This window comes from Tepidisphaeraceae bacterium (assembly GCA_035998445.1).
Lineage (GTDB): Bacteria > Planctomycetota > Phycisphaerae > Tepidisphaerales > Tepidisphaeraceae > DASYHQ01.
The window spans coordinates 81,650-96,741 of sequence record DASYHQ010000055.1 but is presented as its reverse complement, the minus strand read 5'-3'; the positions used below and the strand labels follow the sequence as shown (position 1 = coordinate 96,741).

15 protein-coding genes are annotated in these 15,092 nt (G+C 62.3%); 3 read left to right on the top strand and 12 right to left on the bottom strand.

The window, feature by feature from the left end; all coding sequences use genetic code 11:
• Positions 1–114: 114 nt before the first annotated feature.
• Positions 115–279, top strand: a complete 165-nt coding sequence (locus VGN72_21295) for a hypothetical protein (protein HEV7301886.1) — start codon at positions 115–117, stop codon at positions 277–279.
• A gap of 450 nt (positions 280–729) precedes the next feature.
• On the opposite strand, the gene VGN72_21290 is transcribed toward VGN72_21295, so the two are convergent.
• The 10 genes from VGN72_21290 to VGN72_21245 form a co-directional block, all read right to left on the bottom strand.
• Positions 730–942, bottom strand: coding sequence for a helix-turn-helix domain-containing protein (locus VGN72_21290; protein ID HEV7301885.1), 213 nt, complete (start codon positions 940–942; stop codon positions 730–732).
• A 4-nt stretch (positions 943–946) separates the two neighbouring features.
• Positions 947–1,336, bottom strand: a complete 390-nt coding sequence (locus VGN72_21285) for a hypothetical protein (protein HEV7301884.1) — start codon at positions 1,334–1,336, stop codon at positions 947–949.
• Between the two features lie 121 nt (positions 1,337–1,457).
• Positions 1,458–1,763 carry a hypothetical protein gene (locus VGN72_21280; GenBank protein ID HEV7301883.1) on the bottom strand — a complete coding sequence of 102 codons (306 nt, stop codon included), beginning with the start codon at positions 1,761–1,763 and terminating at the stop codon, positions 1,458–1,460.
• A gap of 2 nt (positions 1,764–1,765) precedes the next feature.
• Entirely contained in the window at positions 1,766–3,517 is a 1,752-nt protein-coding gene (locus tag VGN72_21275; GenBank protein ID HEV7301882.1) for a hypothetical protein, read from the bottom strand.
• Between the two features lie 402 nt (positions 3,518–3,919).
• Positions 3,920–4,162, bottom strand: coding sequence for a hypothetical protein (locus VGN72_21270; GenBank protein ID HEV7301881.1), 243 nt, complete (start codon positions 4,160–4,162; stop codon positions 3,920–3,922).
• Between the two features lie 80 nt (positions 4,163–4,242).
• Positions 4,243–4,647 (bottom strand): hypothetical protein, encoded by a 405-nt coding sequence (locus tag VGN72_21265; GenBank protein ID HEV7301880.1) that lies wholly within the window; start codon positions 4,645–4,647, stop codon positions 4,243–4,245.
• Between the two features lie 108 nt (positions 4,648–4,755).
• Positions 4,756–5,619, bottom strand: coding sequence for a sigma-70 family RNA polymerase sigma factor (locus tag VGN72_21260; GenBank protein ID HEV7301879.1), 864 nt, complete (start codon positions 5,617–5,619; stop codon positions 4,756–4,758).
• A 286-nt stretch (positions 5,620–5,905) separates the two neighbouring features.
• A complete protein-coding gene (locus VGN72_21255; protein HEV7301878.1) occupies positions 5,906–6,301 on the bottom strand; it encodes a response regulator in 396 nt (131 codons plus the stop codon).
• Between the two features lie 123 nt (positions 6,302–6,424).
• Complete coding sequence (locus VGN72_21250) at positions 6,425–7,252, bottom strand: TatD family hydrolase (GenBank protein ID HEV7301877.1); 828 nt, start codon at positions 7,250–7,252, stop codon at positions 6,425–6,427.
• A gap of 93 nt (positions 7,253–7,345) precedes the next feature.
• The gene (locus VGN72_21245) at positions 7,346–7,597 is read right to left on the bottom strand and encodes a hypothetical protein (protein ID HEV7301876.1); all 252 of its coding nucleotides are present in this window, start codon (positions 7,595–7,597) and stop codon (positions 7,346–7,348) included.
• 52 nt (positions 7,598–7,649) lie between these two features.
• On the opposite strand from VGN72_21245, the gene VGN72_21240 reads away from it, so the two are divergent.
• A complete protein-coding gene (locus VGN72_21240; protein HEV7301875.1) occupies positions 7,650–9,065 on the top strand; it encodes a hypothetical protein in 1,416 nt (471 codons plus the stop codon).
• A gap of 467 nt (positions 9,066–9,532) precedes the next feature.
• Here the strand turns inward: VGN72_21240 and VGN72_21235 are convergent, their stop codons facing one another.
• Together VGN72_21235 and VGN72_21230 are read right to left on the bottom strand one after the other, a co-directional pair.
• The gene (locus VGN72_21235) at positions 9,533–9,928 is read right to left on the bottom strand and encodes a hypothetical protein (GenBank protein ID HEV7301874.1); all 396 of its coding nucleotides are present in this window, start codon (positions 9,926–9,928) and stop codon (positions 9,533–9,535) included.
• A gap of 11 nt (positions 9,929–9,939) precedes the next feature.
• Entirely contained in the window at positions 9,940–12,216 is a 2,277-nt protein-coding gene (locus tag VGN72_21230) for a hypothetical protein (protein ID HEV7301873.1), read from the bottom strand.
• 373 nt (positions 12,217–12,589) lie between these two features.
• On the opposite strand from VGN72_21230, the gene fusA reads away from it, so the two are divergent.
• The gene (gene fusA / locus VGN72_21225; protein HEV7301872.1) at positions 12,590–14,758 is read left to right on the top strand and encodes an elongation factor G; all 2,169 of its coding nucleotides are present in this window, start codon (positions 12,590–12,592) and stop codon (positions 14,756–14,758) included.
• Positions 14,759–15,092 lie beyond the last annotated feature (334 nt).

Below are 15,092 nucleotides of genomic sequence, written 5' to 3'. Positions count from 1 at the left end.
CATCGCACGTGCAACATGCCACCGTGGAGATCGACCTGAGCCGCGGTCAGGGGTCGCGTTTCGGAAGGGATGCGGAGACCAGCGTATCGCCCAAGGCCAAACAAGAGCCTGTACTTGGCATCGGGCAACCGCTCGATGATCGCAGCGGCGTCCGACTCCGACACGTACGCTGAGGCAGCACCGGCCGTCGTGCCCGATGGCAAATCTATGAACGGATTGTCGCTGATCAATTTTCGCTTCACCGCACGGTTAAAGATCGCCTTGGCGTTCCCGCAGTGAGTTCTAATCGTGGCGTCGCTCAGTGCCAAGGAATGCAGCCAGGTGTGCCAATCCTCCGCATGCCCAACTGTGATTTTTGCGATATTGATGTCACGGCCAAAACCACCGAACTCGTAGAGCTTGCCATGGGTATCACGCAGTTTGCTCTTTGATCGCGACTTCATCTTTACCTTCCCGGCTAGATGACTTTCGAGCCACGCGTGGAGTGTCGTGTCAACGCGCGCGGTTGTGAGCCCGGCTTTGACCAACTTGTGGTGAAGGTCCGGCGGTAGGGCATTCAACCATTCGATAATCGCAGGCTTCGGCGGAAGCCCGAGCCGCACGGCGTCTTCGAGTTCTGTCACCCGGGTGCGGAACGCTGAAGCGAGCGACGGCGGCTTCACGCGACCAAGACGAATTGGGTAGGCACGCCGGCTCGGCGAGTTCACCACGACCCGGAAGAGCCCACCATCATTTGCAAGCGTGGCCATTTCCGTTCCACTCCTTGAACCATCGCCGAACGTCATGCAGATCGAACAGAAGCACCCCTCCGATTTTCTTGAACGGTAGCCCGTACACCCGCCGCCACTTGCGAATCGTCTTATCCGTGACGTGCAATTCCGCCGCTACAACGTCCACCGTTACCGGTGCTGCATCGTCCTTCGGAGGTTTCTGATCGACCATCACCTCACCGCCTTTTCTGACTTTTCGCCCGCTTGCCGTGCAACTCATTCCTGATTGCTCGAGCATCCGAATAATCCAAAGCCAACACGATCACCGGCGACGACGGATGGAGTTGACCATCCTCAGACTCCTCGACATCCCACTCCGCCTGACCAAACCACACGCACCCAGGCACCTCGCCAGATTCCACGCGATGCCCTGTGATCACTGGCGTGCCCGGATGGCCGTTGTCCACGGCCCACCGCGCCAACCCAGCCATTATCTGATTCACGCTTAATCCAGCGCGTTCCGCTAGCTCGAACAGACGGTTCGCCACCACCTCATCGACGCGAACCTCAAGCCTCGCCTTTCCGTCTGTTGCTACCCTCGTCCTCTTTGCACCGCGCTTCGCCATGGCTTCACCTTACCATGATTGTTTCCGAAATCAATTCCGGAATCCATGCCGGCCCGAAGCACGCGTGCCACGCCGGCTGTGACAACGCGTGACCCGCCGGCGTTCCAGTCTCCGCGGCCGGTCACGCTCGACGATTCACAGCCGGGCCGGGCATGCTGTCCAGTAACTTCGCAAGGTCTAGCACCATTGCATCGACCGGCGGCACATGCCCCGGCGTGAAACGCCTCTCAACGACGAACAAAAGCCCCGGGTCTGTCTCGGCGGTCACCTTGCCCGCGTGATACCTTGCCCACCGATTCGCAACCGCCAGCTGGTGCGTTTTCCGAACAACCTCGCGTGCTACCAAATCTTCTTGGGCATCGACAATGACGGCCAGGATCACGCTCTCGACCTCGCCCGCAGCGTTTGGTTCGTTTTCGTATTGCATGCTTAATGATACCTCGCCGCCTCGCGTTCCAACTCGCGCGATCGGCCGAGATCGCGGCGGAACTCATATTCTTGGCTGTACGTCATCCCTAGGGACCGCCAGGGCGTCTCTTCGGACAACAGGCGCTCTATGACCTCGCTCGGGAGAAACGCACTACAAGGCCTCGGACGGCCGATCCACTGGAACGCTGGCGGTGCACCGTTGGCAGGCCTCATCTGCCGGCCACGCTTCACCAGCAGAGACCGCAGCGGCCGTCGCATCCGTGGCCACGCCTCTGGCGGTAACGTCACCTCGACCCACCGCACGCCCCACAGCTGCGGACGCCAGACGCCCCAGAAGCGCCCGACGTTCTTTACCTCGCCCGATCCCTGATCCATGAACACGCAGGTTTTCCCGAGGTACTTTGAGACGTACCCCACGATCTTGTCCCACGTCTCGAGCGGCTCAACCTGCGTACCGGCCCTGAGGTGTTTCACGTCCCCGCTGTTGACGACTTTGAACCACGCACGCGACACGAAGTTACGCACGGTCCGAAGATGCACACCACGCCAGTTGGTGCAGTACCGACCCCTCCGCCACTTCCGTTCGCCCTGGCGAAGGTCGCGACACATCGCCGGCGGCACTAGTAGCAGCAAATGGAAGTGCGGCGCTCCCCGCTTCTGCGGTTCGAGCTTCCACACGACGCCCATTCGGCCAAACGCACGCTCAAGGCGCTTGCGGAACGCCTTTAGTTGTTTCTTCCATACTTGCGGGTCATCATCCCACACCTTCGGGTACGTCAGTGTGACGAACCACACCCGCGTCGCTTCGATCACCGTGCGGTTGACGGAGTTCATGAACTTCAAGCAGCGGTGCCGGCTGGCGTCCGAGAAGCCCGTAATTTCACGACGATCGCCCCGCGTGCCGGCCGGCGACACGTGTGGCCCCTTGTACTCGAAGACGTTGCCGCCGACCGCGTAACGCATGCGGTGCACGTCGTGCAGCTTCTGATCAGCGAAGAAGATCGCGGCTGGGATGGCAACACGCCCACCCCGCTCCCAATCGCTGATCGCCTCACGAACCGGATCATACACAGCCTGATTTGCGGGGTGGTCAGGTGTTGCATCCCCTTCACTGCGTTCACCCCACACGGCGTGCGGCAACGCGAACCGCCGATCGGTCGCAGCTTCACGATGCACGGCCCGCGATTCACGGACCTTCTCGGCGAGCCTGCGGCCGTCATTAAGCCACTCATCCAGCGTCGGCCGGGTCGAAGGCGGCTTGACCGCGAAAACAGGGCCGAAAAGGGCCTGCGGCCCGTTATGTGGGGAAGACAAGCCCCCGGCCAGACCCTGCATCGACACAACCGAAGAGACTGCGGCGGCAGATCCCATCGCCACGGCAGGCGATGCAGCCAGGACGACGACCTTTCCACCACGCTTGCGACGTGGCCAGACCGAGAACCGGCCGACCTCTGGCCAGGTCGCCTGTAAATCAGCCAGCCGATCGAACTCCGCACCGGGATCGGCAATGGACAAACGTTGCCCAGCCCGAACAGCGGACTTAGAATTGGACACGCAATACCTCCCTGCACCCTCACGGTGCGGTGTGAACACGGCCGCAATCGGATCGCCGCCAAGCAGAACCCGATTGCGGTCGTTTTGTTTACTTCGAGGGCTCGGCGTCTCCAGCCAGCTGCGCCGCCAGCTTCCGAGCGCCCAACGCCAACGCCGCCGGCATGAACTGTGATCGAGCCAAGCCAGATTGATCGGCAAGCGCCTCGACCTCGACGGCAAGACTTGCCAGCACGTCGATCTTCAGTCGGCGGCGCTTCGGTCGTGCGGGCCGCTTTGCCGCTCCCGAGCTCTGGCCCACCAATCTCTGGGCGTGGGGGTCGTCCCCACACCCATCGCCCTGCGCCACCGTCTCCGTTCCATTTTGCCCTGGCCCGTGGTGCGTCAAGGGTTGCTGCGCAAGCCCCGGAGTACCGGGGCACACCCTTGACTCACCACTTTCCGCCAGGGCGTCATGGCCCTGCGACGGCGGCTCCGGTCGACGGGCGTGGGGACTCGCAACCGGTAAATTGACCGAATCAAAATTCGACATTCGAGCCTCCTGCACTAACCGGCTCCTCACTCGCCACCACTGGCGAGGCTGCAGACCGACCGACACCGCGGTCATCGTCGTTGGTGCAGATGACGCCGGCCCCGCCGCCTTCGTGTCAGTTGCGAGCGCTGGCCGAGCGAGACCGCCCACCGCATCAACCGCAGCACCGCCGGCGGCATCGACCAGGACAACGTCGCCAGCCAATAGACGCAGGTGCACACGCCGAGCGCTGACAGCATCGCCGCACCGAGCAGCCAATCCACATCAGCGATCGGCACCGTCACGACCGGATAAACAACATCAGTAACACGCATGACACCACCCAAAAAACAGGGAGGGGCAGGGGGGCGGCCCGCTACGCTTGCGGCCTTCCCCCTACCCCTCCCCTCATCCCTCAACACCGATGATCCGCCTCGTCTTCGTCGGCCTCGTCGTACTCCGATTCATCATCATCAGCATCGTCGGCGTCGGCGTCATCGTGCTCGGCGGCATCCTCTTCGGCCGAATCCTCATCGGCCTGATCGTCAACCGCTTCGGCGTCCTCAGCTTCATCCTCCGAGTCATCTTCTTGGCCAGCTTCCGCACGCTCCATCTGGCGCTCTTCCCACTTCATGCGAGCTTCTTCGAACATGAAGTTGTCGACGCGCTCATTCGACTCCGCCGCAACCTTGCCCGCCTCGTAAAAGAACTTTCGACGCGTTTGCTTAACCGTGTGCCGCTCGCGATTCACACCGCTGAAAAAGGCCTCTTTGTCCGCACTCTTTTTCTGCCACTCAATCACGCTGTCAAACACACCCATAGTGGGGCTCCCTTCTTGGTCACAAGAACCACAACGGAGCCCCCGGGCGTTACGCAACGTCCAAAGCAACTCCGGCGAATTTGCTGAACACATGCAGCCACCTCGCCATCAACTGGCCAACACTGCTTCACCACGGCGCCGCTCCGCACGACGCGCATTTTCTCGGCGCTTCGCCTCCCGACCGGCCGGCGTACGCCTCCACGCCGCATCGGCCAGCCGCTTGGCCCTGCGCTTTTCATCTACCCATCCGAGGCGCTTCACGAGGTCAGCCACCGCCACACCCTCGGCGATCGGTCCTTCAACGCCACACAGACGGCGGGCGTGCCCGATGATGCGAGAATGCGCTACTTCTCCGCTCTGTGAGGACATGCCCAGATGCTCTGCCGCCTCCCCAACGGCCATGCCCGTGCGGTAGACGAGAACCAACAGTTGCCGATCCCTGTCATCCAACTTCTCGGCTACCTGATCAGCCAGGATCGCCGCCTCAGTTCGATTCAACTCGCTCGCGTACCGCCCGTCACCAAGACCATATGAAGCCCCGAGTCGCTGCCGTTCCTTCTTCCCGGCCTGCCGCTCCAAGTGAAAGCGATTGTTTGGGGAGCCGGCGGTTCGCCAAACGCCGCAGGTAATCAGCCAGTCGATCATCGCATTTCGAACGATCGTGGTGACGTATCCGCGCTCATTCGCGATCAGCGCCCCGCCGTCGATCTTCACAGCCGCGAGCCACGCCCCACGCAATCCCGCCACGTACAATTCAGCCACGTCGACACGCCGGGCCACACCGCTCGGCAACCCCCGATAAACGGACGCCATTAGGCTGAGAACCACGCGGTGGAACCTCAACACGGCGAGGCTCGCCGGATCGCATGCCGGAGCCGCAACGCCGCTCGATATCCGGTTACCCAGATACCCACCCTGATGCACACGGAACGTAAACAACCGCGAAATAATCCCTGGCACATCGTGAGACATAGCTAGACTCCCTCGCGCAGAGCGGCGCGCAACGTGACCATCACAGCTGCCCGCACAGCTGCGTTTAAACGTGGCCACGATTCAACAATAAAAAGTAAGCTGGCGTCCGTAATGCCGGATTCCATGCCGCCTACGTCTTCGATTCGCTGGATTTCGGGGGAAATGGTGGGGGAGGCGTATGCTTCAAATCCCGCCGCCTCCACTTAGTGCGACGAGAAAAGCCCCTGAATTTTCAGGGGCTTTTCTTTTTGTTTGGTGAATGGCGGTCGTTGAGGGGGCGCGGCACTTAGGTGGTCAGTTCACGAAGTCGCTCGACCAGCTGCGAGCCGTTGACGGGCTTGCTGAAGAAGTGTGTCGCACCGACGTGGGGCAGCGAGTTCAGCGTTTCCATGGAGGTGTCGCCGGACAACACGATGATCGGCTTGCCGGGCCCCAGGCAGCCGCGGAGCTGTTGGCTGAGGATCAGGCCATTGATGTCGGGCAGGTGGATGTCGATGACGGCGGCGTCGGCGCCGATCGTGCGGGCGTGGTCGAGGGCGTCGTTGCCCTTGTGGAAGACGATCGGGGTGAAACCGGTCGACTTCAGCAGCCGCGCCAGCGAGGTCGCGGTGGGGCTGCTGTCGTCGACTACGATGACACGAACGTCACTAACCGCTGCAACGGTCTTTTCTGGTTGGGGCACGGTATGCAAAACACTCCTCGGCCAGAAGGGCAGTATAGCGCGCCAACGCGTCCGGCGGCAACCCGCAATCACCCGACCGTACGCGCGCTTTTCACCGGTAATTGCGTCGAAATCTTGCCGCGGTTAGTTGTTGGAACCGTAGGAGACGGGACGCAGTTTCCACTTCGGAGATTGGCCGAAGAACCGGCAGGGGTTGTTGTAGAATACGTCGGTCGCCTCGGCCTCGCTGTGCCCGCGCCGGCGGAACTCGAGGTAGGTGTCGGTGAGGTTGCTCGGGCCGCTCTCGCCCCAGTCGCTGGCGCTGTTGACGCAGATCATGTCCGTGCCGAACGTCTCCAGGATGTCGCAGCCACGTTGCGGCGTCACCTTGCTGACCGGGTAGATCGTCAACCCCGCCCAGAAGCCGTTGTCGCGCGCGATGCGGATCGTGTGTTCCTCGCAATGGTCAATCAGCACGCGGTGCGGCTTGATGCGCGAATCGTTCTTCAGGATGCTCGTGATGATGTTCGTGCCCTTGTACTTGTCGTGCAGGTGGGGCGTGTGGATCAGAATCATCTGATCGTGCGTGGCTGCGATCTCGACCTGCTCTTCGAAGATGGTGATCTCGTTGGCGGTGTTCTTGTTCAGGCCGATCTCGCCGACGCCCAGGACACGCGGGTGGCTTAGCAACGGCGGGATCAGCTTGATCACCTCACGGGCCAACTCGACGTTCTCGGCTTCCTTGGCGTTGATGCACAGCCACGCGTAGTGGTCGATGCCGTAACGGGCCGCGCGCAACGGTTCGACATCCAGCAGATGGCGGAAGTAGTCGCCGAAGCTGCTGGCGCTGCTGCGGTCGTATCCCGCCCAGAACGCCGGTTCCGAGACCGCCACGACGCCAGCGCGGGCCATGTACAGGTAATCGTCGGTGGTGCGGCTGACGCAGTGGATGTGGGGGTCGATGAATTTCATTGGTTCTTGTAGGGGCAGGCCTCCGTGCCTGCCCTTCTTCGCCGTTGCCGCAAGTGAAGAAAGAGGGCAGGCATGGAGGCCCGCCCCTACGCGTTAAGGCTTCCGATCGGGTGGCGGTGTCTTGTCGCTGAAGATCGTCTGGACCGATTCGGCCCGACTCGTCGCGCCACCGGCGGTGGCGATCTGCTTCATCGCCTCGCGCAGGTTCGCCAGCCGGGGGTCGCTCGCGATCACATCGGCGCCACCGGCGGCCCGCTCGATCCGATCAAAGTCGGCGGCGAGCGACAGACACCGCCAGCGCATCTCGAGGAACTGCTGGTCCAAAATCTTGCGGGCGTCGTGCATATGCGGATTATATCGGTCTTTTCGATGCGTGTCTGGACAAGAGGGGATTGCGATGGCGATGGAACAATCAACGAACTGGCTCTGGGTTGGTATTTGGGTCGCCGGCTTGGTGTGCGGTGGGGCTGGCCTGCTGCTGCTGGTCCGTGGGATGATCGGCCGGCGGATCGACGACCACCCACTGTGCCGCGCGTGCGGCTTTGACCTCACCGGCCGGGCCGAAGGCAGCGACCGTTGTCCAGAGTGCGGCCGCGACGTGACGCAACCCAAGGCCATCCGCCACGGTCACCGCCAGCGGCGGGGCGGGTTGATCGCGGCGGGCGTCGCCGGAATACTGCTGGGCCTCGCGTTCCTTTCGCCAACGGTGATCGCCACCGCTACCTCGTTCGACCCGCAGTTGCACAAGCCAATGTGGCTGTTGCAACGCGAGGCTCATTCCGCCAACGCGCAACGCCGCGACGCTGCGATTGCCGAGATGGAGCGCCGGTTGACCGCCGGGCTGCTGTCGCGGGACGCTGTGGCATCCATCGTGTCGCGTGCGCTGGACCTGCAGGGCGACCCCAACCAGCCCTGGAACAGGAAATGGGGCGACATGATCGAACGGGCACGGGCCCAGCAACAGGTATCCGATGATCAATGGATCTTATATGCCCGGCAGGCGGTGCAGATGAAGCTCCACGTACGCGAGAACGTCCGGCGTGGCGATCCGATGCCGCTCGGCATTCAAAACGTGAACGCGCGTGCTGGTTCCAATACCCGCCTGACCCTCGGCTACGACTCGCGCGATGACCGCTTCAGTGTGGATGAACTGGAATTTGTTGAACCCAAGGACCGCGCTTACGGAAGTGGGTCAACTTCGGTCGGTAGCCGTTCGGTGTTTTTCAGAGTCTACAACCCTACGCCCCTGCTCGACCGGCTCGCGGATGGGAAGCATGTCTTCCGTTTTCGCTCCAAGCTTTACATTCGCGAGAACCCGGACGACACAAAGACATTGGCGACCATCGACCTCGACTTGTCGGAGACATTCGACCTGAGGCCTTCGGACGAGCCCATCGTGACGCTGACGACAGACGCATCGCTGCTTCCCGGCATCCAACATGCAATCACCGTCACAGGGGTATCCGTCTACCGTTATGGGGAGAGCTCCGCATCCCTAAGGGTTAGTGTAAAGGTTGACGAAGCGCCCGCCGGCTTGGCGCACATGGTCTGGTTGCGGGCGGGCGAACGGGAATGGAAAGTGGGCAGCTTGTCACGCCCAGCCGGACAACGCAGTTTTGCCTGGAGCATCGGTTCTAATGTTCCCGGCTTCTCGCCGGACATCCATACCGTTGACGTCTGCTTTCGTCCCGACCCCACCGTCGCTGCTATGTCATTAGATGTCTTGGACATCTGGGGAAAGGAACTCGTGGTCAAAGGGGTGAAAGTGAGTAGGCCGAGCCTGCCGTCGACTGTTCCCACCGACGGTCGATAATAGATCGGATTTGAGAAAATTTTCTGGAACCAGCTTGGAGGTTGGCCGTATAATTCGTGCGTCCCGTCTGCAGCGGGACGCAAGGTGTCCGAAAAGGCGTTTTCGGACGAAAGAGCCCGGCGGCGGTGTAGTAGGGTGTTTTACTAAGGCCGATGAGTCCCGGTCGCGACGCGAGTCGCTTCCTGAACCGGCTGGCAGTCACACCCGAAGTGAAGCCCGCGACGGCTTGGCATCACCTGGATAGCGTGCGGGACGGACGTGTAACCGTCAGCCGCGTGTCCATTGAAATGGAGGTGATCCGTGACCAATTCTGACTGTAAGTGTGGGCTGCTGTGAGCAGCTTTCACCGGTGAGACTCCGGTGATCCACGCAGCTGCTCCGGCAGCTCGTGCGGCGGGATGCGTTCCGCCGCGACAGCAGTAAGCACACTGTAGGGCCCCGGGTCGAAAAGACCCGGGGCTTCTTTTTTACCCCAGCGACTCCAGCAGCATCTTCAGCGCCTTCAGGTCCTCGTGCACCCAGTCGGCGTCGGCGACAAATCGCTCGGTGGTCATGTCGGGTTGGCGGAAGAGCGTCAGCGAGACGTGGCAGCCTTCGCCGTTGGCGATCACGCGCATGGGGATGTAGATCGGCGGGCCGCCATCGGGTGTGACGTAGTGGTCAAGCACGCCGAGCGGATTGGGCGGTGTGAACCGCACATGCATTTCGCCGTCGGGCGTGTAGGCGATCCACCCGTCGTCTCGTTGTTCCAAAGATTCGCCCAGTCCCGATGCCCAGGCCGGGAAATTCTCCGGCTGCGACAGAAACGCGTTGGCAAGGTCGAACGGACAACGGATGTCGATCGCGATCGTCGTCGATTCCATCAGCGGCATCATTAGTTCGCCAGCATCACGGTTTCGTCGAACGCCCGGCGAACGGTGCCGGCGGTGGCGCCCTCGGGGGCGGGCTCGAGGTAGATGGTGCCCCATGTGTGCGGGCGCAGCTGCGTCTGCACTTCCTTCGGGGCCGACCAGAAGTAGCTGCTGGCATGCTGGAAGTTCTTGATGCCGAGGTTCATCGCCATCGCCGACTGCCTGCTCGGGTCGAACCCGTTCATGGCGGCGGCGGGGATGAACATCTCGATCACGTAGCGGTCCGGCAGGATGCGGGCCGCGTCGCGGATCTTCGGATGCGGGATCAGGTGGTCGGCCAGCGCGTCGCCGTTGCGATGCCATTGGCCCACCGTGCCGGCGGCGCCGTCGGGGCCCGGGATGTCGTGGGGCACGAAGAAGAACTGGTGCGAGTACGCGTCGTAATCGCGCTGGTCGCTGGTGACCGGCTTCGTGTTGATGAACAGCTCGAAGTGGTCGCGCGTCCACCACCATCCCTTGGCGGGCGTGGCCAGGATGTCGTTGTCGAAGACCTCCACACCGACGTACAGCCCCTCACTGCTCCACGCCATATAGACGTTCGGCACCGGCAGCTTGGAACGATCGAGGCCGACGGTCTGCGACGGGCGCACGTCTGGCACCTTCGATGCCGGCGACCAGTCAGACAGCTCGCCGTTAAGGGTGATCGGCTTGGACAGGAACGGCACGCGCATCACGGGCTTGTTGGCGAAGCTCTCGCGCCACACGCCACGGCCATCGTCGCGGGCGCTGGAGCGGTGGAAGTCGTTCAGCGTGCCGGTGACGCTGCGGATCGTCGTAGCGAGGATCTCGTACGCGCGGTCGTCCACGTCGACGATGCCGAAGTTCACGTCCTCGCCATCCATCAGCCGGCCCGACGGTGGCTCATCGGACCACTGGAACCAGTCGGCGCCCACCACGTAGGGCACGCGCGCCAGGCCGGTCGTAAAGATGCGGTACGCGTCGGCCCGGGCCTGCTGGTCGGGCACCTGCGCCGAGAAGCCCACCACGTTGCGGTTGCCGCTGCGCCCGTCGAGCGAGTGGAACGAGTACTCACCGATGATGATCGGCTGGTTGCCCGACTCGTGGTACATCGACGCGAACATGTCCGCGTCCAGCATCGCGTCGTTCACGTAATAGTTCAGCGACTGAACGTCCGTATACCCCTTACTGGCCCGGCAGACCTCTGGCGGGGCGTAGCCCTTGAAGCGCACGCCGAGGATCAGGTGATTCGGGTCGTACTTGCGGATGGCGGCCGTGGTAATGCGGAAGTAGTCGGTCGCCATGTGCTGCAGCCACGGGCCGCTCAGGCGGTGGTACCCGCGCGGGTTGCCGCGCGGCAGCGTGGGCATGGCATCAAGCTCAGCAAAATCCTTGATCGTGGTGCCCCAGTCGTCGTTGAAGCTCTCGACGTCGGACCAGATCGACCGAATGACCTTCAGCACCTCGGCGCGGTTCGGATCGCCCGCCGGCAAGTGATCGAAGTAGATGCCCGCGCCGGACGAAACGTCCGTCCAGTCCAGTTCGTTGTCGATGTAGTAGCCAACCAACTGGCGGTTGTCGCTCAGCGGTTCGGTCTGGGTCTCGATGGCATTGTCGACGATTGCCGGCCATTGGGGGTCGTACAGGCGCTTGTGCTTCGATGGGACCCATGTCCACACGTTCAGGTCGCGCGTCATCGGCACGTCCAGCTTGTGGAAGACCGGGTGACACCACGCGCCCAGCGACTTAAAGCCTTTGTCGCGGACGCGCGTCAGGGTCAGGCTCGCCCAGCGGTCAAGGTCAGGTTTACCGGTTGCGGGGTCGATCCAGTCTTTGGAGACGAACGCCGGCCCATCGGGGTCGCGGCCGCGCTGGTACGGTTGGACGGTGGTGACGGCGTTGAGGAATTCGGGCTCGTTGTCGGGACTTAGCAGCCACCAGACGCCGGAGGCGTCCTGACCAAGGCGCCAGAAGTTGGGCGTGCCGCTGACCACTTGGTAGGTGGACAAATCGGCACCATTGGATGGAACCGCGGCGGCGGTGGGTTGGGTGGTCGGTTGCGTTGCGGGCGCGGTGACACCGTCACCCGCCGGGCTGAGTAGCGGTTGGACCCAAAGGCCACCGCAGGAGATCAGAGCAACAGCGATCGCGAGTTTGCGCATTTCCTGCAATCCCGTGACGCAACCCGCCAAAGACGGCCGCGACGTGTGAACCCCTTGAGAAACCAGGCGCCGGTCCTCCTGACCAGCGCGCGTCTCGATGTTGTTAATATCGGTGTTCATCGCAGTAATGTTTAGTGCAAATGCCGCGCCAGCGAACTCGTCTAAGTCACTCAATTGTAGGCGCTTGTAGACCCCCGGACGAACCAATCGATGGTGGGAAACGTAATGCTGCAGGTGAGATGCGTACGAACGCGACTCGTTGGGGGTTTGGCTAAAAGCCTGACTCGATTTATTTAGCCCCGGGCCTACCTGTGGTTTTTCCGACGAACGAACCTAGAACCACGGACGTTCCCGTGGTGAGGTCAAGGCAACGGATCGCGATGTGGTGAACTGAGGGCATTCACCCGCACGTGCGTCGATCTTGACGCGTTCGCACGCATCTTTATCATACTTGCCCCTAGATTTTCACGGACGACATCCAACAAGGACCCTTATGGCCCGCGACCTGACGAAGATTCGAAACATTGGTATCGCTGCACACATCGATGCCGGCAAGACCACGACCTCCGAGCGCATCCTGTTCTACACCGGCCGCGTCCATAAGGTTGGCGAGGTGCACGAAGGCACCGCCGTCATGGACTTTGATCCTGAAGAGCAGAAGCGCGGCATCACGATCAACTCGGCCGCCACCTACTGTAAGTGGCAGCCGGGCGCGTGGATCAGCAAGGGCTCGGACGCGCCGATCTACGACATCAACCTGATCGACACCCCCGGCCACGTCGACTTCACCGTCGAGGTGGAGCGCTCGCTGCGCGTTCTCGACGGCGCCGTGGCCGTGTTCGACGGTAAGGAAGGCGTGGAAGCGCAGTCCGAGACCGTCTGGCGCCAGGCGACCAAGTACAACGTCCCCCGCATCTGCTTCATCAACAAGATGGACAAGGTCGGGGCCGACTACGACTACTGCTACAACAGCATCCTGGACCGCCTGGGCGCCCCGGCGATCCCCGTCGTCATTCCGGACGGGCAGGCCGACACGTTCAAGGGCGTGATCGACCTCATTGACCAGGTCGGCTACTACAGCGACATGGACAACGACAAGGACCGCGGCAACACGGTCACGATGAAGCCCGTCCCCGAGCACATGAAGGAGAAGGTCGCCCACTACCGCGCGATCATGCTGGAGAAGATCGCCGAGCTCGACGACGCGCTGATGGACAAGTACCTGACCGACCCGGAATCGCTCGAGCCCGCCGAGCTGCGCGCGGCGCTGCGTAAGGGCACGATCGCCTTCAAGGCGCACCCGCTGTACTGCGGTTCGGCCTACAAGTACATCGGCGTGCAAAAGGTGCTGGACGGGGTCATCGAGTACCTGCCCAGCCCGGTCGACATGGCCGAGGTGAAGGGCACGAACCCGCGCGACAAGGAAAAGGTCGAGATTCGCCCGCGTCAGCCCGATGCGCCGTTCTGCGGTCTGGCGTTCAAGATCGTCGACGACAAGTTCGGCACGCTGACCTACGTTCGCGTCTACAGCGGTGTGCTCGAAAAGGGCACCCGCGTGCTGAACGCCAACAAGGACAGCCGCGAGAACATCAGCCGTATGTTCCAGATGTCGGCCGACGACCGTGAGGCCCGCGACCGCGCTGAAGCCGGCGACATCGTGGCCATCATCGGTATCGATGAGGCCAACACCGGCGACACCCTTTGCGACCCTGATCACCCGATCATCCTGGAGCGCCCGAGCTTCCCGGAGCCGGTCATCAGCATGTCGATCGAGCCCAAGAGCGGCGCCGACAAGCAGAAGCTTGGCGACGCGCTCACGAAGCTCCGCCGGCAGGACCCGACGTTCCGCACCAAGTACGACGAGGAGACGGGCGAGACCGTCATCGCCGGCATGGGCGAGCTGCACTTGGAAATCCTGAAGATGCGCCTGACGCGCGACTACCGCGTCGACGTGATCGTGGGCAAGCCCAAGGTCGCGTACAAGGAAGCCATCACCAAGAAGGCCGGCGCGCGCGGCAAGCACGTGAAGCAGTCGGGCGGTCGCGGTCAGTTCGGTGACTGCACGATCGAGATCGAGCCGTTCGACGGCACCGATCCCGCGACCGGCGAAGCCATGGACGCCGACAAGCTCAAGAAGCTGGGCTGGGAAGATGGCGTGGCGTTCGAGAACAAGATCTTCGGTGGTTCGGTTCCGAAGGAATTCATCCCGTCGATCGAGTACGGCGTGCGCATGGCGTGCAAGACCGGCGTGCTGGCGAACTTCCCGCTGCTGAACGTGAAGGTCGCGTTGACCGACGGTTCGTACCACCAGGTCGACTCGTCGCAGGTCGCGTTCGAGCTGGCCGGCCAGATCGCGCTGAAGGACGCCGCCAAGAGCGCGGGCCTGACGCTGATGGAGCCGATCATGAAGGTCGTCGTGACCACGCCCCAGGAGTTCCAAGGCAACGTCACCGGCGACCTGAACCGCCGCCGCGGGCTGATCGTCAACAGCGAGGAACGTGGCAACACCACGATCATCGAGGCCGAGGTGCCGCTGAGCGAAATGTTCGGCTACACCACGGAACTTCGTTCGATGTCGACCGGCCGTGCCGCCAGCGCCATGGAACCCCTGAAGTACGCCGAAGTGCCCGCGAACGTGAAGAAGCAGATCCTCGAGTCGTAAGCGAACGGCTTACGGTTGGATACGAAAACGGAATCGGGGCGGCGCGATGCGCTGCCCCGGTTCTTTTTTGCGCGCACTGGGTGACGGATGGCCCGCCTCAACCGTAGTTCTGTTTGTTTATCCGCGCTCGGGGAAAGACCTCATTACCTGCGCAACGTTACAGACGATCCCTCGATTGACCCGGGATGACTAAGGCGCCGTTTTCCCGTGGCATGGGCGTCTCGCCCATGCATGTGGATTGGAACGAAGAATCTGATTTGGTGGATGCTGCGCTGACCGGGCTGTCAGAACAAATGCAGGCTTTAGGCCTTACTACGAGCATGGGCGGGACGCC

Bases quoted from the DNA above. Each gene is read 5' to 3' on its own strand.
- VGN72_21290 (HEV7301885.1), bottom strand. From the start codon at position 942: ATGGTCGATCAGAAACCTCCGAAGGACGATGCAGCACCGGTAACGGTG.
- VGN72_21285 (HEV7301884.1), bottom strand. From the start codon at position 1,336: ATGGCGAAGCGCGGTGCAAAGAGGACGAGGGTAGCAACAGACGGAAAG.
- VGN72_21280 (HEV7301883.1), bottom strand. From the start codon at position 1,763: ATGCAATACGAAAACGAACCAAACGCTGCGGGCGAGGTCGAGAGCGTG.
- VGN72_21270 (HEV7301881.1), bottom strand. From the start codon at position 4,162: ATGCGTGTTACTGATGTTGTTTATCCGGTCGTGACGGTGCCGATCGCT.
- VGN72_21265 (HEV7301880.1), bottom strand. From the start codon at position 4,647: ATGGGTGTGTTTGACAGCGTGATTGAGTGGCAGAAAAAGAGTGCGGAC.
- VGN72_21260 (HEV7301879.1), bottom strand. From the start codon at position 5,619: ATGTCTCACGATGTGCCAGGGATTATTTCGCGGTTGTTTACGTTCCGT.
- VGN72_21250 (HEV7301877.1), bottom strand. From the start codon at position 7,252: ATGAAATTCATCGACCCCCACATCCACTGCGTCAGCCGCACCACCGAC.
- VGN72_21245 (HEV7301876.1), bottom strand. From the start codon at position 7,597: ATGCACGACGCCCGCAAGATTTTGGACCAGCAGTTCCTCGAGATGCGC.
- VGN72_21240 (HEV7301875.1), top strand. From the start codon at position 7,650: ATGGCGATGGAACAATCAACGAACTGGCTCTGGGTTGGTATTTGGGTC.
- VGN72_21235 (HEV7301874.1), bottom strand. From the start codon at position 9,928: ATGGAATCGACGACGATCGCGATCGACATCCGTTGTCCGTTCGACCTT.
- VGN72_21230 (HEV7301873.1), bottom strand. From the start codon at position 12,216: ATGAACACCGATATTAACAACATCGAGACGCGCGCTGGTCAGGAGGAC.
- fusA (HEV7301872.1), top strand. From the start codon at position 12,590: ATGGCCCGCGACCTGACGAAGATTCGAAACATTGGTATCGCTGCACAC.